Origin of the sequence: Microcoleus sp. S13_C5 (assembly GCF_036700845.1) — a bacterium.
Lineage (GTDB): Bacteria > Cyanobacteriota > Cyanobacteriia > Cyanobacteriales > Microcoleaceae > Microcoleus.
This window is the reverse complement of sequence record NZ_JAUBPR010000056.1, coordinates 18,731-40,173: the sequence shown is the minus strand read 5'-3', so window position 1 is coordinate 40,173 and position 21,443 is coordinate 18,731. Positions and strand designations below refer to the sequence as shown.

Annotated in this window: 17 protein-coding genes; 7 read left to right on the top strand and 10 right to left on the bottom strand. The window is 46.6% G+C overall.

The features are described 5' to 3' along the window. Window positions 1–136: 136 nt before the first annotated feature. The 7 genes from QUA04_RS16230 to pilM form a co-directional block, all read right to left on the bottom strand. A complete protein-coding gene (locus tag QUA04_RS16230) occupies window positions 137–1,612 on the bottom strand; it encodes an NAD(P)/FAD-dependent oxidoreductase (RefSeq protein ID WP_333258344.1) in 1,476 nt (491 codons plus the stop codon). Window positions 1,613–1,981: 369 nt separating this feature from the next. Continuing rightward, window positions 1,982–3,247: a threonine-phosphate decarboxylase gene (locus QUA04_RS16225; RefSeq protein WP_333258343.1), complete on the bottom strand. Its 1,266-nt coding sequence runs from the start codon at window positions 3,245–3,247 to the stop codon at window positions 1,982–1,984. A gap of 15 nt (window positions 3,248–3,262) precedes the next feature. Then, window positions 3,263–3,571 carry an HU family DNA-binding protein gene (locus tag QUA04_RS16220; RefSeq protein ID WP_278187376.1) on the bottom strand — a complete coding sequence of 103 codons (309 nt, stop codon included), beginning with the start codon at window positions 3,569–3,571 and terminating at the stop codon, window positions 3,263–3,265. 707 nt (window positions 3,572–4,278) lie between these two features. After that, window positions 4,279–6,666, bottom strand: a complete 2,388-nt coding sequence (locus QUA04_RS16215) for an AMIN domain-containing protein (protein ID WP_333258342.1) — start codon at window positions 6,664–6,666, stop codon at window positions 4,279–4,281. A 476-nt stretch (window positions 6,667–7,142) separates the two neighbouring features. Beyond that, entirely contained in the window at window positions 7,143–7,943 is an 801-nt protein-coding gene (locus QUA04_RS16210; RefSeq protein WP_333258341.1) for a pilus assembly protein PilO, read from the bottom strand. After that, window positions 7,940–8,845, bottom strand: a complete 906-nt coding sequence (locus QUA04_RS16205; RefSeq protein ID WP_333258340.1) for a PilN domain-containing protein — start codon at window positions 8,843–8,845, stop codon at window positions 7,940–7,942. Before QUA04_RS16205 ends, QUA04_RS16210 begins: the two co-directional genes overlap by 4 nt. Before the next feature lie 413 nt (window positions 8,846–9,258). After that, the gene (pilM, locus tag QUA04_RS16200) at window positions 9,259–10,353 is read right to left on the bottom strand and encodes a type IV pilus assembly protein PilM (protein ID WP_333258345.1); all 1,095 of its coding nucleotides are present in this window, start codon (window positions 10,351–10,353) and stop codon (window positions 9,259–9,261) included. Window positions 10,354–10,757: 404 nt separating this feature from the next. On the opposite strand from pilM, the gene QUA04_RS16195 reads away from it, so the two are divergent. The 3 genes from QUA04_RS16195 to QUA04_RS16185 all read left to right on the top strand — a co-directional run bounded on the left by QUA04_RS16195 (window position 10,758) and on the right by QUA04_RS16185 (window position 13,584). After that, window positions 10,758–12,041 (top strand): sugar ABC transporter substrate-binding protein, encoded by a 1,284-nt coding sequence (locus QUA04_RS16195; protein WP_333258339.1) that lies wholly within the window; start codon window positions 10,758–10,760, stop codon window positions 12,039–12,041. 324 nt (window positions 12,042–12,365) lie between these two features. Continuing rightward, the gene (locus QUA04_RS16190) at window positions 12,366–12,809 is read left to right on the top strand and encodes a retroviral-like aspartic protease family protein (protein WP_333258338.1); all 444 of its coding nucleotides are present in this window, start codon (window positions 12,366–12,368) and stop codon (window positions 12,807–12,809) included. A 199-nt stretch (window positions 12,810–13,008) separates the two neighbouring features. Then, window positions 13,009–13,584, top strand: a complete 576-nt coding sequence (locus QUA04_RS16185; RefSeq protein ID WP_333258337.1) for a Uma2 family endonuclease — start codon at window positions 13,009–13,011, stop codon at window positions 13,582–13,584. 5 nt (window positions 13,585–13,589) lie between these two features. Here the strand turns inward: QUA04_RS16185 and QUA04_RS16180 are convergent, their stop codons facing one another. Next, window positions 13,590–14,855, bottom strand: coding sequence for a folylpolyglutamate synthase/dihydrofolate synthase family protein (locus tag QUA04_RS16180; RefSeq protein ID WP_333258336.1), 1,266 nt, complete (start codon window positions 14,853–14,855; stop codon window positions 13,590–13,592). A gap of 58 nt (window positions 14,856–14,913) precedes the next feature. Here QUA04_RS16180 and QUA04_RS16175 point away from each other — a divergent pair, with 58 nt between their 5' ends. Together QUA04_RS16175 and QUA04_RS16170 are read left to right on the top strand one after the other, a co-directional pair. Then, window positions 14,914–15,741 (top strand): NgoPII family restriction endonuclease, encoded by an 828-nt coding sequence (locus QUA04_RS16175; RefSeq protein WP_333258335.1) that lies wholly within the window; start codon window positions 14,914–14,916, stop codon window positions 15,739–15,741. A gap of 19 nt (window positions 15,742–15,760) precedes the next feature. Then, the gene (locus QUA04_RS16170) at window positions 15,761–16,873 is read left to right on the top strand and encodes a DNA cytosine methyltransferase (protein ID WP_333258334.1); all 1,113 of its coding nucleotides are present in this window, start codon (window positions 15,761–15,763) and stop codon (window positions 16,871–16,873) included. A 29-nt stretch (window positions 16,874–16,902) separates the two neighbouring features. Here QUA04_RS16170 and QUA04_RS16165 read toward each other — a convergent pair whose 3' ends face one another. Both QUA04_RS16165 and rsmI read right to left on the bottom strand, forming a co-directional pair. Continuing rightward, window positions 16,903–18,120, bottom strand: coding sequence for a glycosyltransferase (locus QUA04_RS16165; protein WP_333258333.1), 1,218 nt, complete (start codon window positions 18,118–18,120; stop codon window positions 16,903–16,905). Between the two features lie 78 nt (window positions 18,121–18,198). Continuing rightward, window positions 18,199–19,080: a 16S rRNA (cytidine(1402)-2'-O)-methyltransferase gene (rsmI, locus tag QUA04_RS16160; RefSeq protein ID WP_333258332.1), complete on the bottom strand. Its 882-nt coding sequence runs from the start codon at window positions 19,078–19,080 to the stop codon at window positions 18,199–18,201. A gap of 79 nt (window positions 19,081–19,159) precedes the next feature. Between rsmI and QUA04_RS16155 the strand changes: the two genes are divergently transcribed. Both QUA04_RS16155 and QUA04_RS16150 read left to right on the top strand, forming a co-directional pair. Continuing rightward, a complete protein-coding gene (locus tag QUA04_RS16155) occupies window positions 19,160–20,023 on the top strand; it encodes a PfkB family carbohydrate kinase (protein WP_333258331.1) in 864 nt (287 codons plus the stop codon). Between the two features lie 223 nt (window positions 20,024–20,246). Continuing rightward, window positions 20,247–21,371 (top strand): cupin-like domain-containing protein, encoded by a 1,125-nt coding sequence (locus tag QUA04_RS16150; RefSeq protein WP_333258330.1) that lies wholly within the window; start codon window positions 20,247–20,249, stop codon window positions 21,369–21,371. Window positions 21,372–21,443: the final 72 nt, after the last annotated feature.

Here is a 21,443-nt window from a genome sequence, read left to right as displayed (position 1 = left end):
TGTGGGACAAGTATTAGCTCATCGTTGTGCTTACTTGAACGGCTTAATTGGTAATCAGCGAAGACCTGCATGAGTATAATTGCTCACTGCAAAAGTGACATGCTCCCGATACTTACCAATTACCCCTTTGATTTTTTCACTTCCAATACCTGCGCCAGTGAAACAAATTCTCCCACAAATTTTGCATAAAAGTATTGCTACCCAAGCGCTGCGACTCCCAAACAGCCGCAGTTTGACCGTTAATTGCCGAAAAACTCGACCAAATATAAGGAAGTTCGGCGATCGCCTCAACCTTCATCCCGTGACGTACAGCCAAGGCGATCGCGTGAATCAACTCAGCAGCTTGTGGCCCCACAATACTAGCTCCCAAAAGCTCCCCGTTGCGACGCCCGACAATCTTACAAAAACCAGTTGTCTCTCCGCACATTTGAGCTCTTTCAACATTCTTAAAATATTCCCGACAAACAATGAGATCGTCTCCAAAACGGCGCCTTGCTTGCGCTTCAGTCAAGCCAACCCTCGCCAACTGCGGGTCCGAAAAGATCGCCCAAGGAATCCCGCGATAATCTATTTGAAACAGCGGCAAAAACAAAGCATTTTTCACAGCAATCGCAGCTTCGCAATTAGCGATGTGAGGGAAGGGATAACCCCCAGCAACATCGCCGATCGCATAAATGCGGCGATTAGTTGTTTGCAGCTTTTCATTTAAGATCACCCCCCGATCGCTGAATTTAACCCTAGCTGCTTCGAGATTTAACCATGCAAAATTATGCTCGCGGCCCGCGGCCAGAAAAATCTCCTCAGCTTCGATCGCCCTTGGGCCAGCTTGAATCCACTTTTTACCATCAATCACCCTCGCTTGAGTCACCTCAGTAGCAGTCAGAATCCGCACTCCTTCAGCTTCCATTGCAGCTTGAACTAACCCAGCAGCCTCTCGGTCTTCTTTAGCCAAAATGTGCGAACTTTTCACTACCAAAGTAACAGCAACCCCCAGCCGAGCAAAAGTCTGAGCCACTTCGACACCGCTGGGATCTGCACCGATTACAGCCAAACTTTTAGGCAACTCTGGAAGTTTTGCTAATTCCCCGACAGTTTCCGAAGTAAAAAAGCCAGCAGACGAAAGTCCTTCAATATTGGGAATCGCCGGCAGAGTTGGACAAGCTAGCAAATAACAGAGCGAGCGCAATTTCCTACCGTCGGCGACAAAAGCCAAATCCGGTTTCGCCACAAACTCGCCGCTGCCAAAAATAACATCGACCCCGCGAGCAGCCAAAACGCCGAGATCATCAATTTCTGACAAATTAGAAACAACACCCTCGGCCCACTTTAGAACCCCGTCAAACCCCAATTTGATCGGCATAGAGGAATTAGCGACTTCCCAGCGAACCCCCAACTGCTGGCGGCTGATCTGCTGGGCAAAACGAGCAGCCTCCCTCAAAGTTTGGCTGTATCTCAAACCAAGGTCGATCAACTTTTTCCCCCCAGTCGGCAAATCTTGGGAATTACTTAGCGGTTCCACCAAAGCAACGCGAGCCGGGAAATTAGTTGCAGTCAAAGCAGCATAACGTCCCGCCGGAGTTCCACCAATAATCACTAAATCATAGTCAAGCATAAATAAAGAAGTCAATCGATTGCGCGATTTTAGATTTTAGATTTTAGATTCAAGCATTGACCCCACGGATAAATTGGGGGGGCAAGTTTCATCGGATACAGGTTTTTTATTTCTGGACGGATGAATCCAGGGGCTTGTATTTTGGATGCTTTCGGTCAGTAGTCATTAGTCATTAGTTAGTAGTTTAGGACGATCCGCGCGCGGGATCAGAAACCCGGTTTCTTCCGAGATACTTCGCTGGAAAACCCAAGATTTATCATAGAAACCGGGTTTCTTGAGGATGTCCGCTCAAACGACCAATAAAATCGGTTTGTCAACTTTTATTGGTTGTCAACAGTCAACAGTCAACAGTCAACAGTCAACCGTCAGCTAACGAATAACTTCGGCAAGTCCAGCAATCAGGCGCAGATTGTCCGCCCTGGAGCGCACAGCCACCCGAAAAAACCGATCGCCCAACTCAGGAAAACTCAAACAATCCCGAATCAGAATCCGGTGTCGTTCCAACAGACTTTTTTGAATAGAAGAAACCGACATCGACGACTCAACCAACAAAAAATTAGCCGCCCCTGCAAAAGGCTGCAAACCCGGTAAATTAGCCAAACCCTCAAATAGCTCTCGGCGAGCAACAGGCAGCCAATCCCAGGTTTGCCGCTCAAAAGCAGCATCTCGCACCACAGCAGCAGCAGCAGCAGCAGCCAAAGCATTGACAGGCCAAGGATCGCGCAGTAACTGCCAGCGGCGGAGAATATCGGGATGGGCGATCGCGCAGCCCAACCGCAGTCCCGGCAGAGAATAGAATTTAGTGAGCGATCGTAAAATCACCAAATTCGGAAACTCCTCAACAGCATCGATCAAACTTTCCTGCTCAGAAGGCGGTAGAAAGTCCATAAAAGCCTCATCCACCACCACCATACCTAACTGCTTCACATAAGGCAAAATCGCCTCCCTAGCAAACAGCAAACCCGTAGGATTGTGCGGGTTGTTCAGGAGCAAACCTCGTCGATGATCGGCATTGAGAGCAAGAGGAACCGGGAGACGCAAAGAAGGGGAGACAAGGGAACGGTTAGAAACCGACAAATCATCGGTTACTAACCGACTTCCAGGCTCCGCACCCAACGATTTCAGATCCAACTGAGATGTTGCGGCATTCTCAATTACTTGTTTAGGAACAGGCATCTTGCCTGTTCCACAAGAAAATTCATCTCTTGTGGAATGGGCATCTTGCTCGTTCTTGACAATGGTGCAAGATTGAAGATCCAAAGGGCATTTGATCACCTGCGCGCCGAAAGCCGAAAGAGCCCGCCAGTAATCGCCAAAAGCCGGAGTCACCAAATAAGTGGCCTCCAGCTTCGACAAATCCCAAGCCGCCCAAGTCAACAATTCCGCCGAACCATTCCCCGGCAAAATCCAATCCGGGTCAACATTCAAAGCCTCCCCCAAAGCAGTCCTGAGCTCCCCATAATCCGGATCAGGGTAAGCCGTCAGACTGCTCAAGTGTGATTGAATCGCAGCCAGGGCCGACTCAGGAGGGCCCAAAGGACTGATACTCGCAGAAAAATCGAGAATAGCAGAGGGAGGGCAGCCTGCCAGTGCGGCTGCCCAAGCTAAATTCCCACCGTGTACAGGTCTAATCAAGACTCAGTTCGCCAGCTATTCAGCGTTTTTCGGCGGTGCAACTCTGTCCTTAAACAACTTCCCTGCGGAAAATGCTGGAACTCTGGTTGCCGGGATTTCCATCTTGTCGCCAGTTTTGGGATTGCGACCCTCGCGGGCCTTGCGTTCCCGCGACTCAAACGAGCCAAAACCGACCAGCGTCACCTTGTCGCCATCGGAGACAGCTTCCATGATTGCTTCCAGGGCCGCACTCAAAACAGCATCTGCCTGTTTTTTCGTCACGCTAGCCTTTTCCGCCACTGCATCAACCAATTCACCTTTGTTCATTGCGAACTCCTTCTGGATTTGCAAAATTACGTTAAACAGAGTTAGTTCAACTATTAGCTGTGAGTTATCAACTGGATTGAGGTGTGGATGGGGAGGTTTGGGTGGTTCCCGATTGCTCCCGTCCGCTTCCCCGAATCACAACTCCTGCTGAATACCAATTACCCTAGGGTAATTGGTCAGAAAAGGAATTTTTGTTTCTAACTGCTGAAAACCCCACAGCATCTAATTTTCACTGCATTATTCTAAAGTCTTGCCGACCGTTATGGATCGGTGGAACCTTTAATTTATATGGATTTGGACAATTTTTTTAATTAATCCCAAAATTTAGGTAAAAAAATACCACCTTGGAGAGAAGATTTCTCGCCTCGGTGGATTTCTGATCACAAAAAAAGGAGAAAGAGAAGGAATAAAATGTAATTTGTCAAGGGCTAAAGGAAAAATTTTTTCCTTCTTCCTTGTTTCTTTCGCCTCTTTCTATTCCCCGTGGGGCAGGGCTGTTTCATTCTCCCGAAACCCGCCAGGGACTGAAGTCCCTGTCTCATAGCTGAAGTCGTCTTCAGACGACTGAAAGAGTGATTTATAGTCCTCTTGCATAGGGCTAATCAGTTCTTTAGTCCTCTTTCAGAGGACTTTAGCTTTGAGGCAGGGGTTTCAACCCCTGTTGGACTGTCGGACTCAGGGGAAAGAGCGTGGAAAGTTGACAGCCAAGCATTTTTCCTTTGTTCCTACTGTCTCGGCTGGACGGGCTGACCGCGCTGCAACAGTTGGCGGGCGTCGGGACTAATGTTGTTTTGGTAGCCAAAGTTCGATCGATCGCTATCATCCAAAATCTGCGGAGTCAGCAATACAATCAACTCCGCCCGCTGGTTAGCCTTATTGGTACTCCTGAACAGCGAACCGATAATCGGCAAATCTCCTAAAATCGGAATCTTGTTCGCTGTAACCCGTTCTTCGTCGCGGATTATCCCCGAAACAATCAAAGTCTGACCGTCCCGCAGGCGAATTAGCCCCGATTGCAACGATCGCTCGCCCAGCAGAGTGATCTGATTGGTGTTCGCGCCAGTCGAAAGGTTTTGAGTGTTGCCGGGTGTCCTGATAATCGGGTTCACCCGCAGAGAGACAAAGCCATTGTCGTCAACCCGATCGATCGCTACCCCCAACTGCAAACCAGCCCTGTCTTTGACAGCAGTCACCGTTTGGGTACTTGTATTTCCAGTAGTCTGCGTTTGCGACGTGATGTTAGTAATCACCTCATCAGTAATATTCACATTCGCCGTTTCTCCTTCTTGAACCACCAGAGTTGGATCGGTCAGGATTTTGGCATTCCGGCTCTGAATAGTTGCCTGCAACGCAGACAGGAACCTCCTGGGATACTGGAACAGCGGGAACAGGCCGAAAGTTGCACTTCCTGAAGCGGTTGCCGATCCCGGCTCGTAATCCGTAATTCCAACTCGCGTGGGGTCATTAGTAACTGGGGCTGTCGGCTGGAGGAACACACCTTTGCCCGGGCCTTGGAGACCTTGACCTGTAAACGGCACGGTACGCCGACCGTTCGCATCGTAGAAAACATCCGGGGTTCCTAGGGGGTTGCCTGTGATCGGTCGAGCGTTGATCCCATTTCGGGCATCATCGCCAGTGGGCGGATTGATGCCACCAAAATTGAGAGTTGCCGCCCCATTGTCATTGACAAAGAAATTGTTATTAATTCCGAAAGAGAAACTGCTGTTGGTGGTGTTGGCTCCCAACAAGTTGATATCGATCACCTTGACGTTGACAGCCACTTGACGGCGGCGCAAATCTAGCTGTGTCAAGAAAGCCACAGCCATGTCAACTTTGCGCGGATCTCCCACCAAAGTGATGGAATTGAGCCGAGAATCCGCCAAGACCGACAGCCCCCTCAGCAAGAGCGGCCCCGTGCCTTCCCTAGCGCCGATCGCCTTAATGTCCGGTTCCCTAATTTCCACATCCCGCGCCGCATTTCCCTGGCCCACGCTTTGAATCGTCACCCGAGTAATCGGCAGTTGAGTTTCCGCCCCCTGAGCGCTCAAAAAGTTAGCTGCATCCGTAGATCTAACTTGATTGAGCCGCAGAGTCCGAATGATAATATTGCGCGAGTCGATCGGTAAGTTAGTCCCTACAAAAATCGTCCGCCCCTGGCGGTTAGCTTGCAGTCCGCTGAGCCGCAGCACGTAATTAAAGACATCTTGCACCGACTCATTTTCGATGTCCAAAGAAATTTTCGGCCCTTCATCTGAGCCGGAAGCTGCCGGCTGACCAGGCGCTGCGGGCTGGCCAGGTTGAGCAGGGGCGCCGCCACCTGTAAAAGCAATGTTCAAGCCCGCAGCGCGGGCCAGCAGAGCCAAAACGTCCCGGACTGGGGCATCCCGCAACACCAAGCGGGGGATGCGCTCTCCCGAACTCAGTTCAATATTTCCCGCGCCAGGGGCGATGTTAGACACCGCGATATCTCCCAAAGGCGGAGCAACTGCCCGCGGTTGGAAAGGCGCAGCCTGATTTGTCGGGGATTGTATTTCGCTGGGGAGGGGGGGGCGATCGTTTCGGGTAACAGTAACTTCGGGATTGGGCAGCAGCACGCCTGGGTTTTGCGACGTGCGGACTTGGGGAGCCGGCCGGGGAGCTGTTTGGCTCAGCGGCAGTCCCGGAGGCGGCGGGGGTACAGTTTGAGCAGACTGTGCTGTACCACCCTGTCCGGCAACACTGAGGACGATGCTTTGGCCTTGTCCCGGAACAATTTGTCCGTTGGGAACTCCGTTGGTACCCGCCACCACAACGCGGATGCTGTTGGCCTCTACCTGACTGATTTCTACCGAAGAAATTCCCGGAGCGGGGTTATCTTGACGGAAGCTGTTGCCTTGTGGCAAGCGAAGCTGGGTGTTGATAATTGTGGCTTGGTAAGTATTGCCGTTATTGATGGCGAAAACTTGCGGGCGATCGCCCTTTTCTGTCGCCATGACAATATTTACGCCATTATTGCCTTGACTTACTTGCACTCCTGTGACTTGAGTCGGCACTGCCAAGACGGGGGCTTGGGCGCTCAGAACTCCTGCAACGCTGCATAAGAGTCCTCCACTTAACCATAGATGCTGTTTCACGTTCTCTCCTCAACTACACTTTGTTATTTGTTGTTCGCAGTCTTTTGTCGCTAACTGCTAAACTGAATAAAATATTCTCGATTCGAGCCTTTTTGAAGGAAGAAGTTATGCCCTTTTCGATTTTCTATCGATTGGGAATAACTGATGACATCACGGTTAGAAGCTATCCTACAGCAATCCTCGCATCATTTGTGGATTTCTTACTTTCTCCCCTTTGTAAGGGGAGGGTTGGGGTGGGGTAAAAAAATTACGACTCTTACAAGGATTGCTATACAGTTCCATTACTTTTTGAAACTGGTATTAGAAGAAATTAGATTTTAGAGCCAATTTTTGAGTGCCATGTAAAAAATTATTTTCTGGCACTCATAATTTTTTGACTTCTACCTTCAATCTTCCAATTTCAACCTTCTGCCTTCTCCCTTCTTATGAAAGAGCGAGTTTGGAACAATAGCTAATATCTATCCGCCAAACTACCGCTACTTAGCACCAGGACTCGGAGCTGGAGTTGGCGGTTTTTCTTCTTGCTTTAACGGCAGCAGCGCGTGCAAGTCAAAAGCAGTTTTAATTTTAGTTTGCGGCTGAGCTACGGGAACTATTTTCCCTTTCACAAAATCCACTTCTATTGGCTGATTTGATGCTAGCAATTCAGATTTCAAATTCCTAACTACCAACAGCGACTGCATCAACTCCAAGTTACGCATAAAATTGCGGGTTTGAGCGAAAGTGCCTTCAAACTCTACCTTAAATTTTTTGCGTCTGAGCTTGCCAGCCAGGGACGGCCCGAAGGATGTATCTGCCAGAATATCAGGGTCTGGAGCTCCCGGCGCGGCGGTTGCTGCTGCAGGGGGCATATCCGGCTCAAATTTGGTAATTTTAGCCTTGAGGTCATCTCCTTGCACGCCGGCGTTGATTCTATTAACGAGTTGGGTCATGTCAAGCAAAAGCGTGTTGGCGCTAGCGTCGCTGGCAAACATTGCCGTCACGTTGGCGCGGCGCTGTTTTGCTTCTTCTTGCTTTGCTTCTGCTTCTGCCTTTCTTTGAATTTGATTTTGCAATTGCAGTTGCGTTTGCTTGCTTTCGCTAAGTTTTTGCTTGAATTCGCCGCTTTTTTGGAATTCGGGAAGTACGAACTGGTAGCCGAGGCCGCCGGCAATGAGGAGGCCTAGAACCGCAATGCCGATTGCTTGGGCTTGGGGTGTCAGCTTAATGCCGAATATTTCCTGAGCCCCTGTCTCTTCTGCTTGTGCGCCGCTGGGAATAAACTGATTTGCTGTCATTGCTTTTTCACCTCTGGTTTTTGTGGTTCTAGCACTCCTTTTTCTTGAAGTGTTTCTATCCGTATTGCTAGCCCGTCTGCTTGCTTGCTTCGCAGCTCGGGGAGCAACTCGGAGGCCCCCGTCGGGCTGAGCGTCGTTTCAATTTTATATTCCACAACCGGTCGCAGTTTGGGAAGTTCTGCTGGTGCTGCGTTTTGGTTACGCACTTGTAATTGTGCGGGGTTGTTTTTTAATGTGGCCGCTATCAGTTTGGTATCGGTGTTAAGGAAGAAAGGAGAGCGCTGGACTAGCAGCATAAAGTCGTTAACTTGAGCAAAGGTACTGGCTATCCCTGAAATTTGTACTTTTGATGCCTGCTGCGGGACGACGGGGGGGGGAGCGGCGGCCGGGGTAGGGCTGGCTGGAGACGGACTCGCCCCTGGGGACGGGCTGGCTGCGGGAGTGGCTGCCGGGGGAGGGGGTGCTGCTGCAACGGGGGAGGGACTCGGGTCGATTTGCTCGATTTTGCCAATTTGCACTCCCGCCGGAGTACGGGCACTGAGGTCTTGCAGCATCGCCGACCAAGGTTTAATTTGGTCGAATACTCCAGCTAATGCTTTGTATTCGGCGGTAACTTGGTCGGTTTCGGCGTTGATGGCCTTGATGGTGCTGGCTTGAGTGTTTAACTTGGCCAGTTCTTGGTCGATGGCTGCTTGTTGTGTGGCCAAGCTGTTATTGTCGTTAGTCGCCCACCACCAGGCGCCCATGACTGCGGCGTTGATGCCAAGGGCAAACAGCACCGCCCCATATATGGGCAGTTGGTCTTTGGCTCCACCGGAACTTTTTTTAGCTGAGCTTTTGGCTGCTGTGACTGGTTTGTAGTCCGGGCGGTCGTTGAGAAAATTAATATCTAGGCTGTACATGGCTTCACTCGTTTTTATAGCAGAAGGAAGAAGGCAGAAGGGACTATGTAAAAGGTAGAAGGCATGAGGTAGTAGGTAGAAGGTAGAAGGAAAAAGTGATCTACCGCTTATGTTTCAGCAATTAAGAATGTCCAAACTCTTTTAGCTGTTGCTATAGATTTAAATTTGAAATTTTAGATTTTAGACAGACCCCAAGATTGCTGGTACAAGTGAAGGATTTATTTAGGGAAGAAAGAAACAACTTTTTACCTTCTACTGAAGGAAGGGGCTGCTTCTACCTCAAATATATTCTACCTTTTACCTTCTACCTTCTACCTCCAATATTCTACCTTCTGCTTTCTGCCTTCTTATTTTGGCAGGGGTTTTTACCTAAAATTCTCAAATCGGTTTTTCTCTCATCTAAAACTGTTAGGTCACATAACCTCCCTTAGTCCTAAACCTAGGGCTACTCCTAAACCTGCTCGCTGTTCAGGGGTAATTTCTTGGCTGATTTCGAGTCCTAGGGTTTCGATGGGATCGACTTGAGATGCGGGCAAGCTTAATCTTTGCATAAAAAATTCGTCTAGTTTGCCGATCGCAGCTCCAGGACCCGCTAGCAGCAGTTGCGCTACTTCGAGTTCTTCGCTCTGGTTGAGGTAAAAGTCTACTGAGCGGCGCAGTTCGTCTGCTAGTTCTCCCAATACTTTTATCATCGCATTTGTTCCCGGATTGGCGTCTCCCGATGCCCCCATTGTATCTGTGACTGGCAGGGTCATGCCTTGCAGTTCGCTGGTGTCTCTGGTTGGCGGCAGGTTCATGGCTTGGTTGAGGGCGGTCTGGATTTGGTAGGTGCCGATCGGGATAGTACGGTTGAACTGAGGTATGCCGTCCACTACTATAGCTAACTCGGTGCTGTCAAATTCTATGGCGGTGAGAACTGCGGCTTCTTGGGATGAAAATTGTTGCAGTTGGTCTTTGAGGGTGCGGATTAGGGCAAAGCTGGTTACTTCTAGTACGTCTATAATCAGTCCGGCTTCTTTGAAGGTTTCGATGTATGTGTCGGTAACTTCTCTGCGGGTTGCTACTAAGACGACTTGCACTTTTTCTACTCCGTCGTCATCTACAAATAGGCCTATTTTTTGATAGTCTACATCGGCATCTTCTCTGGGAAACGGCAAGTACAGTCCTGCTTCTGCGTTCATGTAATCCCGCAGTTCTTCTTCGTTGAGCTCTGCGGGAACTGGGATGAGGCGGATGACGGCTTCGCGGCCGGGAATGGCTGTGGCTACTCGCTTGGCTTTGATTTTGTTTTCGGCCAGGACGGCGCGTATGAGTTCTGCCATTCCCGGCGGATCGACTATTTGTCCTTCTTGTACTATGTCTTCTGGAACTTCTATGGAGGCTAGGATGCCTAATTTTAATGCCTGAGCTTTCTTTTCGAGCTGAATGATGTTGATGCGGTCTGGGGCTATTTCGATCCCGATTCCTGGCTGGCGTTGGGAAAGTAGACCTTTGAAAAAGTTAACCATGTGATTGGGTCGCCGGTAATTGCTATTTTTTTCTTTTGTTGTTGGCCAGCCTGATTCAGCGCCCCCGGTGTTGGAGGGTTGGTTTCCAACTGCCGCAAGAGTGCCGTAATCTCGGTATCCCGCCGTAGCTACGCAGCTCCGTCTGTGTTGCGCGATCGCTAGTTCCGATTTTATGCTATCCAATTTACTTGACAATAGCTATTCTGCTGCGAATGTCAACAAATTCCAGCTCGATCGACCGAAAACCTGCTGATTCCGCACAAAAACCGACTATCTCGCTCGGGGGCCAGGCTACAAAACTCTCTCTCGCACTTGATCGCGCTTGATTCGGGCGATTCCCTCCGGGATAGCTTCGCTTCAAGCTTTTTTGTCTAACGGTTCCCATAACTCTCAAATTTTATTCTATGAAACGTAAATCTTGGCAACTGTTTGCTGTTTTTGGGCTGGTGGGGCTGCTGCTGACTGCGGTGGTGAGTTGCGGCAAGCCTGCTGTTAATTCCCAGGCAAATAATACGCAGGAAATCGAGTTCTGGACTATGCAGCTTCAACCTCAGTTTACTGAGTATTTCAACAAGACGATCGCCGGTTTTGAAGCGGAAAATCCGGGGGTGAAGGTGCGCTGGGTGGACGTTCCTTGGTCGGCGATGGAAAGCAAGATTTTGGGGGCGGTTTCGGCGAAAACTGCGCCGGATGTGGTGAACCTAAATCCCGATTTTGCTTCGCTGTTGGCGGGACGCAATGCTTGGCTGGATTTGGACTCTCGGATTCCGCAGCAAGTTCGATCGCTCTATCTCCCAAATATCTGGAAAGCTAGTGTACTCGACGGCAAGAGTTTTGGCATTCCTTGGTATCTCACGACTGGGGTGACAATTTACAATACGGAGTTGTTGAAGAAGGCTGGAATTGCTAAGCCTCCTGCTACCTATGCCGAGTTGGCAACTGTTGCGAAGCAGGTGAAGGAGAAGACTGGTAAGTTTGCTTTTTTTGTGACTTTTGTGCCGGAAGATTCGGCGGAAGTTTTGCAATCTTTCGTGCAGATGGGTGTGCCTTTGGTGGATGCTAAAGGCAAGGCGGCTTTTAATACTGCTAAGGGCAAAGCTGTTTTTCAGTATTGGGTAGATTTGTACAAGGGCGGACTTTTGCCGCAGGATGTTTTGGTACAGGGACATCGCAGGGCGATCGAGCTTTATCAAGCTGGGGAAACTACTTTTTTAGCTTCCGGGCCTCAGTTTTTGAAAGCGATTGCTGAGAATGCGCCGAGTATTGGTGCTGTTTCGGCTGCTGCGCCTCAAATTACGGGGGAAACAGGCAAGAAGACTGTGGCGGTGATGAATTTGGTTGTGCCTCGCGACAGCAAGCGTCCTGATGATGCTGTTAAGTTTGCTTTGTACGTGACTAATTCTCAAAATCAGTTGGCTTTTGCTAAGGCTGCTAATGTTTTGCCTTCTACGGTTGAGGCTTTGCAGGACGATTATTTTAAGACAGTTTCTGCTGATGCTCCTGCTGCCGATAGAGCTCGGATTGTCAGTGCTTCTGGGTTGAGTTCCGCCGAGCTATTGATTCCGCCTTTGAAGGATGTTAAGAAGCTGCAAAAGGCGATTTATGACAATTTGCAGGCGGCAATGTTGGGCGAGAAGTCGGTAGACCAAGCTGTGGCTGATGCGGCTAAGGCTTGGGATCAAAGGTAGTTTTTAAATGAAGCTGGGGCGGGATTTTTTTATCTCGCCTCTTGCTTTTTTATGACAGTTGACGTATTATTAAATAATGGAAATGTGTGCCGCCATATATACGCATATATCAGCTTTTAAGTTATTATCATAATTAAGTTCGCAGTCAGGACATTAGTCCTCATCTTTAAGGACTAATATCCTGACTGCGAACTTAAAAATTGCTATAAATCCTGTACCTATTAAAACAACTAAGGACAATGTTTGTCGCTCCGGGCGATCGCCACTGCATATAAGTTACAATTAAAGGAAGTAATAACTCCGACTCTTAAGTAGGAGACATATATGCAAATTCAAAGCAACAACGTAATGGGAAAAGTTTTCGCCACTCTGACAATCATTAATCGAGCCGACCAAATTCGGGCAGAAGATGGGACAATTTCACTAGACCAAATTCGCTCGATAACCCTCAAAAATGTATTGGTAGATACGGGAGCAACTACGTTGTGTCTGCCGCAAGATGCGATCGCCCAACTGGGGCTAAAACTCCTGAAAGAAGTGGACGTAGCAACCGCAATGGGTATTGGCAAAGCCCGAATTTTCCGAGATGCTACCATATCAATGTTCGATCGGGAAGGCACTTTCGAGTGCTTGGAGTTACCGGGAGGTAAAGATGCGCTTTTGGGCGTGATACCTTTAGAAGCATTGGGGTTAGAAATAGACTTGCAAAAACAAATTTTGAAGCCTTTGCCCATCACTCCAACTGAAACGTATTTGACGATTTTGTAGGAAATTTATTTTTTGAGGCAATTGTCCTTGACAAAAGCGATCGCCCATCTCAAAGACTCAATTTATTTATCCCGTGCGATCGCCTTTTTCAATTCAGCTTGATTGATGATTTGTAAGAATATAGCCTCAATTCCTCAAATATTCAGAAATTTGACTCGTGTTAAAATCAAAGCTCAGATCGGAATAGGAGAAAATTCTTATGCCAGCGATGACACTCAAAGATTTAAACCAAGTTCAAACCATTTTTTCCGAAGCGGGTTTAGATTACCAAATTGAGCTAGAAAACGGGAGACTTTCAATTGTGGGGCCATCAGACATCGTATCCAGTGAAATCAGTAGCCGTCTCATCGCCTTTCTTTTCGCTTGGATAAATCCCCGTCGCTTGGGGAGAGTCTTTGACTCCGCAGGCGGTTTCATCATGCCGGATACGAATGTCAAAGCACCGGATGTTTCTTTTGTGCGCGCCGCCCGCTTGCGCCAAAGTCCGCGTTATTTTGGAGAACTTGTCCCCGATTTGGTGGTTGAGATTAAATCTCAGAGCGATCGCATTAAGCTTATAGAAACCAAGGTTTTGAAGTTTATAGAACTGGGTGCGATCGTCGGAATTCTGATCGATCCTGATGAAGAAACAGTGACTATTTATCGCTCTACAGGTGAACCGGCAGTTTTAGGAAATGGCGATATCTTAACAGTAGCAGAACTTTTTCCCGGTTGGGAATTGCCCGTTTCGGAATTGTGGCCTCCTATCTTTACTGAGGAAGAAACACAATTCTGATGCGTTTAAGCTTGGGATTGTTGTTGTTGCAGAAAATAGCCGACGAGATAAAGGGAACCGCAAAGGATTGTTAGGTTGTCACCTGCAACAGCAGCATCTAAAGCTGTTGTTAAGTCAGGGAAGGCTTGACAGAGAGTTAATTCGGGACAGATACTTTGAGCTAGGGTGGCTAATTCTGCGGGAGATGATGAGTTTGGATCGGGTACGGGTACTAGGTAAAGTCGATCGCCCTTTTTGAGTAATGCTTTCAAAATATCGTCGCAGTCTTTAGTCGCAAGAATGCCGATTACCCAGTTAATCGCTGACGGGCGATCGTTCAGGCGATCGACATATTCACGCAGGGCTATCGCTGCGGCTGGGTTGTGCGCGCCGTCAATTAATATATTGCGGTTTTTCCAAGTTGTCTGCTGGAGTCTTCCGGGCCATTGAGTTTTGGCAATACCGTTTTCGATCGCGGTTGGGGAAATTTGCCATCCTTGGTTTTGGAGAATTTGCAAAGTTGCGATCGCAATTGCTGAATTCATTAGTTGAATTTTTCCCAGCAGCGGCAATTGATATTTTATTTTAACCGCATTTTGATTTAACTGATATTCTGCGAATCCTTGTCCTAAATCTATTGCCGGTTTTACCCAAGTTGCTAGACAGTCTAATTCTTGAATGCGTTTTTCTACTACTATTCTAGCTGATTCTGGCAATTCTCCGATCACTGCCGGACATTTTGCTTTAAGAATTCCCGCTTTTTCCCCAGCAATATCGGCGACGGTGGGACCGAGTATTTGCCAGTGTTCGAGACTGATAGAAGTGATGACGCTAGCGAGAGGTGTTTCGCAAACGTTAGTCGCGTCTAATCTACCGCCCAATCCAGTTTCTATGACTGCGATGTCGGTTTTTTGTTCGGCGAAATACAGCCAAGCTGCGGCGGTGATTATTTCAAATTGAGTAGGGGTTTCGGTGTTGTTTTGGGTGGCGACGACAACTCGTTGGAGACACTGCTGCAATTCTGTTGAGGAAATTGGTTTTTGGTTGATGCAAATTCTTTCTGTCCAATCGATTAAGTGCGGGGATGTGTAGCGCCCAACTCGATAGCCTGCTTCTGTTAGTACGGAAGAGAGATAAGCGCAGACTGAACCTTTGCCATTTGTGCCGGCAACGTGGATAATGGGTACTTGTTTGTGGGGATTGTCGAGTTTTTCGAGAAGTTGATGAATTCTTTCTAAGCCGAGGTGGACGCCGAAGTGTTGGTAAGATTTGAGGATGGAGTTTGCATTCATTGAGGATCTCTGCTATGATTAGCTCTGGTTGAATTGGGCTCTCTATTTTTTATAGCCAATGACGAATATACTGGAAGCGATCGCTACAATTATTAATCACCCTATCCCTGACTTACTCAGTTATAAAGCATTCGAGTCTTTTGTCAAGGATGCTTTTGCCAATACTATAGATGAACCAGAACTCAGCAAACCTGAAAAGTACGATGAAGTATTTTCTTGGATTCGTGGCAATCAGAATAATCCTCCAAATTTAATGATCAGAAATGGCGATGCCATAGAAATCAATAAAATAAAAATTTCCAGCAGCCAGATTCAATTAAATAGTTCCCATCCCAAGTCAAAATTATTTTCTGAGAATCCACAAATCACCTCACGTTGTCGTGATTGTGAAACATGGACAGAGAAGGATATTCTTTATGCAATTGGAGCCACAAGTGATGACAATACAAAAGAAAAGCTGAAAACCCTCTGGCTTATTTATGGTGACTGCTATGCTGCTAGCCAAGAATATTATGAACGGATTAGAGCTCAGATAGTAAGTGGGATTAATGCAATTCCAGATGTTGAATTTAGTGAAACAAGAGAGTTAGGTAGAGTAAATAAAGTAGACCCCTTAAGTACCACATCCTTAAGAATTAGAGCAATGTGGCTCATAAATCATCCTTCGAGTGTTTTTGATTATCTAAATACAGGATATGACCCTAAGAAAAATTTTCAGATAATCGCTATAATGAAGGAAAGTAAATATTTGTCTTTTCCACTTGACAGCAGAACAAAGATCGAATCCATCTCAGTTCCCGGATTTAATATTAATACTCAGTCGATTAAATGTCCCGATAATCCTGACAACCTCATACCTGCTAAAATTATTACTTACAAAATCTAACACTAAAGGCAAAGGCATTATGGATATCATATCTCTGTTTGCAGGATGTGGTGGGCTGGATTTGGGTTTTCGACAAGCAGGATTTAATATTGTTTGGGCGAATGAGTACGATCGCACTATTTGGGATACTTATGAATTGAATCATCCTAGCACTCGACTAGACAAGAGAGATATTAGAAACATTAAATCTGAGGAAATACCGGACTGCATAGGCATAATAGGTGGACCACCTTGCCAAAGCTGGAGCGAAGCCGGTGCTCAAAGAGGTATTAATGACAGTCGGGGTCAGCTATTCTATGACTACATTAGAATTGTACAAGAAAAACAACCCTTGTTTTTTCTTGCTGAAAATGTGAGTGGCATATTAGCAGCCAAGCACAAACAGGCTTTCGCTAATATCTTATCTCAGTTTAAAGATATAGGATATCAAATTGCATACAAATTACTGAATGCTAAAAACTTTGAAGTTCCTCAAGATCGTCAAAGAGTAATCATCATTGGCTATCATGAAAAAATGAGTGCTTTTTTTGAGTTTCCCGAAGCGAAAAGTAAAATTTTAACTCTTAGAGATGTTATCGAGGATTTGGCATCTATAAAACCCTTGAAAGTTACACATAAGGAGAAACCAAAAGGCTCTAACCTTAAAGTTTCCAACCATGAATATCTAGATACGGGATTTTCTAGTATTTATATGTCCAGAAATAGAGTCAGGAGTTGGTTAGAACCTTCTTTTACAATCCAGGCCAGTGGCAGACACGCACCTCTTCACCCTCAATCTAGCAAAATGATTGTCGTTGGCAAAGACAAACGCATTTTCGACCCCAATTCGCCTGTGCCTTACCGCAGGCTTTCTGTGAGAGAATGTGCGAGAATACAGACGTTCCCGGATAATTTTATTTTGAAATATCAAAATATTATTGATGGTTACAAGATGGTTGGAAATGCCGTGCCTGTTAAGTTAGCGGAGGTACTAGCAAGCAAGATACATGAAGATATTAAAGAATATCAAAAAGCCAGTTTGAAGACAATTATACATCAAACTGAATATCCAACTCCATTAAGTTTATTAGCTTCTGAATGGAAATTAACGCCTGATGTAGAAAGTAAATCTCTTGCAAAAGCACAATCTTAGGGTGCGTTGACTCAGGCTATTTTGATATGTTATTTGAATTTTGTTAACTCGCCGAGGTTCTGCTGAATCGCATTTATCCCGCGAATATGAGACAAGGGAGAACCTCCGTACAAAAAGCTGTTCAAACTAACTTGATAATTTTGCTGAACTGCTAAATCTAGCCACAAATTGTTAATCGCATCTCCGGGCTTGTAGTCAGGAATATTGTGCTGATAGTAAGGAAAACTGTCTATACAAGTATTGAAAAAGTTCTTGCGCCCGCAATGCTTTAAATACTGATATCGCGGTTTGAATTCGGTTTGATTTTCCAATACTGTATATATAGTATCTGCGAGAGATTCTGGATCAAATTTGGCGTAAAGACCCGCACCTTCGGGGAAAACTGGCGAGTTGCCTCTGGCGTATTGGTTGAATTCTTCAAAACAAATTACTGGTACGTTGCAACTCATGGCTTCGGTAATTCCCCGGTTTTTTCCTTCGAGAAGGGAACCGAGGACGAATGCTTGCGCCCGCGAATAATATGTGGGTATTTCGCTGTAGTAGTCAACTCTCGGCACTAAGTTAATGTAGTCGGAGGGATTGGTTAAAATTTCCTCGATTTGCCGCCATTCTTTTAATGCGTACTCGTCGAGAGTATTCAGGTTGCTAGCATCAAAGTCGTGTCCGCTGACTACTGTTAATTTTATCGGTTTTTGCGGATATTTTTGGCGGTAAACTTTTAAGGCTTTGGCTATGATTGGCAAATTTTTTTCTTCTGAAATTCGGGCGACGGCTAGCAAGTCGATGTCTTTGGCGGGGACGTTGCGCGGGGAAATTAAGTATTCGTTGATGAAGTCCGTGTCTTGTAGGGGTATAATTGGTTTGTGGGCGCGATCGACATAAGTTTCGCGAAACCACTTATCTCGCTGCGGGTTTTTGTATAAACTGGAGTAGGCGTCCGCTACCGGTGCCCAGGAATAGGATGTACCGGGGGAATAGGTGAAGGAGAAAAATACTGAGGAAAGTTGGGGAAATAGTTTGTTTATGAGTTCGACTGCTTCGCTGAAATATATCCCTTTGATGAAACGCCCTTCGTAAAACAGCGGGGGAAGTAAGACGTAGAAACTGACGGTATCGAAGCGGTGGGGTTGGTCTTCAAATATCTCCCAGCTAAAGGCGTCTAAGTCTTCATAGATTTCGGCGATTGGTTTGTTGATGTGGGGGTTGCGTAAATATGGTTTTTGTCGATCGTAGTTTCCGCGTACCATATAATTCTGAGTGTGAGTATCTAGCTTTTTTTATTTAACCGCAGAGGGCACAGAGGGCGCAGAGAAGAAGAGAGATATTCACAAGTCATCCACGGGTTGTTCTAGCGATTCATTGTCGCCAATTGTCAGGGCGAGTTGGTAGATTTGGCGACGGGGGAGGGATGTTTGTTGCGCTAGCTGTCGGCTGGCTTGGGAACGACTTATGCCTTCTGCAATTAATGTTTGCAATTCTGCTTTGATGGCGTCTTCGGAAAAGATTGGGGCTGCTGTTTTGATGCCGGCAATTACTAGGGTAAATTCTCCCTGGGGTTCGCGATTGGTGTAAAGCTCGATCGCACTTTCCATACTACCACGCCAAAACTCTTCGTGCATTTTAGTTAACTCTCTCGCCAGCACAATCTGTCTGTCGCTTCCCAAAGTAGTTGCTAAATCTTGTAAAGTTTGCCGCAATCGGTGGGGAGATTCGTATAATATTATAGTGCGGGATTCTATTTGCAAAGCTTCTAAACTCTGTTGGCGTTCTTGACCTTTCACGGGTAAGAAACCTTCAAATACAAATCTCTCTGTGGGTAATCCTGATGCAGTTATGCCCACAATGCAGGCGGTCGGGCCGGGAATCGGAATAATGTTAATATTAGCATCGGCGCAAGCTTTGACTAACTCGGAACCGGGGTCAGAAATTCCCGGCATTCCGGCATCGGTGACGATGGCGATATCTTTGCCTAAATGCAGTTTGTCGATGAGTTCGGGAAGTCGCTGGTTTTGGTTGTGTTCGTGATAGCTGATTTGGGGAGTTTTGATTTGAAAATGGTGCAAAAGTTTGCCTGTATGACGGGTATCTTCGGCGGCGATGAAGTCTACTGTTTGCAAGATTCTGAGGGCGCGAAAGGTCATGTCTTCGAGGTTGCCGATCGGGGTTCCTACGATGTAAAGTGTTCCTGTATTGGGATTTGCTTGCATTATAAGATTGGGATTTTTTAACGATGGGACACGGGCGGGACGCCCATGCCACAGGCCCATGCCACACATTTAAGAAGATATGAAAACCGGATTGTTTTTGGGATTGGCGACTTTAGATTTAGTTTATTTGGCCCAGAAGCCTCCGGGTGAAAATCAGAAAGTTGTTGCTTCTGATTGTACCATTGCTGCGGGCGGGCCGGCGGCGAATGCTGCGGTGACTTTTAGCTATTTGGGGAATGCTGCGGTATGGGCTGGGGTTTTGGGCACTCACGCGATCGCCCAATTAATTCGTGCAGACTTAGCGGAGTATAATGTCAGGATAATCGATTTGGAACCTGGGCGATCGCACTCGCCGCCAGTTTCCTCGATTATTGTAACTGAAGCAACGGGCGATCGATCGGTAATTTCCATCAATGCTACGAAATCGCAAGTTGACAGTCAAACAATTAACCAGGATATTTTAACATCAGTTAATATTGTACTGGTTGACGGACATCAAATCGCAGCCAGCCAAGAAATTGCTCAACTTGCCAAGTCAAAAAACATTCCCATTGTCCTCGACGGTGGCAGTTGGAAACCCGGATTAGAGGAAATATTGCCTTTTATAGAATGGGCCGTATGTTCGGATAACTTTCATCCGCCCGACTGCGACAATTCAGAACAAGTCTTTGCTTACCTATCAGCAGCCGGAATTTCCCATATTGCCATCACTCGCGGCGAAAAATCAATTTTATACCTCAGCAATGGCATTTACGGCACTATAGAAGTACCTCAAATTCAAGCCACAGACACTTTAGGCGCTGGCGACATCTTTCACGGGGCTTTCTGTCACTACATTTTGCAAAATAACTTTACAGATACTCTCACCGCAGCAGCTAAAATCGCTTCCCATTCCTGCAAAAAATTCGGAACACGCGGCTGGATGAATAAGGGTGAATTTTAATTGAGAATTAACCACAGTCTCCGGTAAAAACCTATTTTAACTAGAAAACTTGAACAGACAACACTTGTTAAGTTAAAATCCTCATAACAACCTTGACAAAACTTGTCAACTGCTTGCGTCTCTTCCTTCGCGCCCTTAGCGCCTTCGCGGTTCGTTAAAATTGCTATATTAGTGAAACAACCTCAAACCCAACCAAACAGTCCCCAAAAAACATACCTGAATCATGTCTGACAGCCAACCTCTAACTATCACCCTTCCCCCTTTGCGAATCACCCTAACAGAACAACAGCAAGTTAACCTAGAATGGTTGACACAAAACTTGCCCAATCTACTCACCGCAAGCAAACCAGAAGTCCCCGATAATATGAAACAGTGGGTGGCGGCAAATAAATTATTAAATCAACCCGATGCAGAAATCATTCAAGCCCTAGTAAGTACCGGCATAGATGCGGAAACAGCCACCGCAGAAGTTACGGAAATATCATCTCATCCCTACTTCCAAGCAGGTAGCCAGTACGTGCAGTTATTGCAGAAATTAGAATCGCATCTCAGGATTAACAATCAATTAGCTGCATTGTCTTCCAAGTTTGGGACAATCGAACGCAAAAGCAGCCTTTCCCGAGAGTATTTTTTAGAAAATTACTACGCCAAAAATACTCCAGTAATTATTACCAACATCATGCACAACTGGAAAGCGTTGCAGTTGTGGACTCCGGAGTATTTGCAGCAAAAATACGGCGATGCAACGGTGGAAATTCAAGCCAACCGCAACTCAGATCCGGATTACGAAATTAAAATTCACAACCACAAAAAAACTGTTTTGTTCCGCAAATATGTAGAGATGGTGGTCAATGGCGGGCCTAGCAACGATTGTTACATGGTTGCTAACAACCAGACTCTGGAAAGAGAAGAATTTAAACCGCTATTTAACGACATTGAAATATTCCCAGAATACCTCAATCCCGCCGATACAAAAGGCAGAGTTTTCTTTTGGTTCGGCCCGCAAGGCACGATTACGCCACTACACCACGACCCAGTTAATTTAATTTTAGCTCAAGTGTCTGGTCGCAAACTAATTAAATTGATTTCTCCGCAGCAAACACCTCTGCTTTACAATTACGTCGGCGTTTTTAGCAAGGTTGACGGCGAAAACCCTGACTATGAAAAATATCCTCTTTACAGAGATGCGAAAATTATTGAAGTGATTTTGGAACCGGGAGAAGCTATCTTTATTCCTGTCGGTTGGTGGCATCATGTAAAATCCTTGGAGGTTAGTATTTCGGTTTCGTTTACTAATTTTGTGTTTCCCAATTATTACGAATGGAAGTATCCTCATATTAATTGGTAATTTCTAATGTATGGTTCCAGGGGCGGACACGGGGGCACCGCCCCTACTGAAATTCCTGTTCATTCGCGTTTA

Excerpts from the sequence above, each read along its gene's own strand:
- QUA04_RS16230 (WP_333258344.1), bottom strand. The coding sequence starts at position 1,612 with ATGCTTGACTATGATTTAGTGATTATTGGTGGAACTCCGGCGGGACGT.
- QUA04_RS16210 (WP_333258341.1), bottom strand. The coding sequence starts at position 7,943 with ATGACAGCAAATCAGTTTATTCCCAGCGGCGCACAAGCAGAAGAGACA.
- QUA04_RS16205 (WP_333258340.1), bottom strand. The coding sequence starts at position 8,845 with ATGTACAGCCTAGATATTAATTTTCTCAACGACCGCCCGGACTACAAA.
- pilM (WP_333258345.1), bottom strand. The coding sequence starts at position 10,353 with ATGGTTAACTTTTTCAAAGGTCTACTTTCCCAACGCCAGCCAGGAATC.
- QUA04_RS16195 (WP_333258339.1), top strand. The coding sequence starts at position 10,758 with ATGAAACGTAAATCTTGGCAACTGTTTGCTGTTTTTGGGCTGGTGGGG.
- QUA04_RS16190 (WP_333258338.1), top strand. The coding sequence starts at position 12,366 with ATGCAAATTCAAAGCAACAACGTAATGGGAAAAGTTTTCGCCACTCTG.
- QUA04_RS16185 (WP_333258337.1), top strand. The coding sequence starts at position 13,009 with ATGCCAGCGATGACACTCAAAGATTTAAACCAAGTTCAAACCATTTTT.
- QUA04_RS16180 (WP_333258336.1), bottom strand. The coding sequence starts at position 14,855 with ATGAATGCAAACTCCATCCTCAAATCTTACCAACACTTCGGCGTCCAC.
- QUA04_RS16175 (WP_333258335.1), top strand. The coding sequence starts at position 14,914 with ATGACGAATATACTGGAAGCGATCGCTACAATTATTAATCACCCTATC.
- QUA04_RS16170 (WP_333258334.1), top strand. The coding sequence starts at position 15,761 with ATGGATATCATATCTCTGTTTGCAGGATGTGGTGGGCTGGATTTGGGT.
- QUA04_RS16165 (WP_333258333.1), bottom strand. The coding sequence starts at position 18,120 with ATGGTACGCGGAAACTACGATCGACAAAAACCATATTTACGCAACCCC.
- rsmI (WP_333258332.1), bottom strand. The coding sequence starts at position 19,080 with ATGCAAGCAAATCCCAATACAGGAACACTTTACATCGTAGGAACCCCG.
- QUA04_RS16155 (WP_333258331.1), top strand. The coding sequence starts at position 19,160 with ATGAAAACCGGATTGTTTTTGGGATTGGCGACTTTAGATTTAGTTTAT.
- QUA04_RS16150 (WP_333258330.1), top strand. The coding sequence starts at position 20,247 with ATGTCTGACAGCCAACCTCTAACTATCACCCTTCCCCCTTTGCGAATC.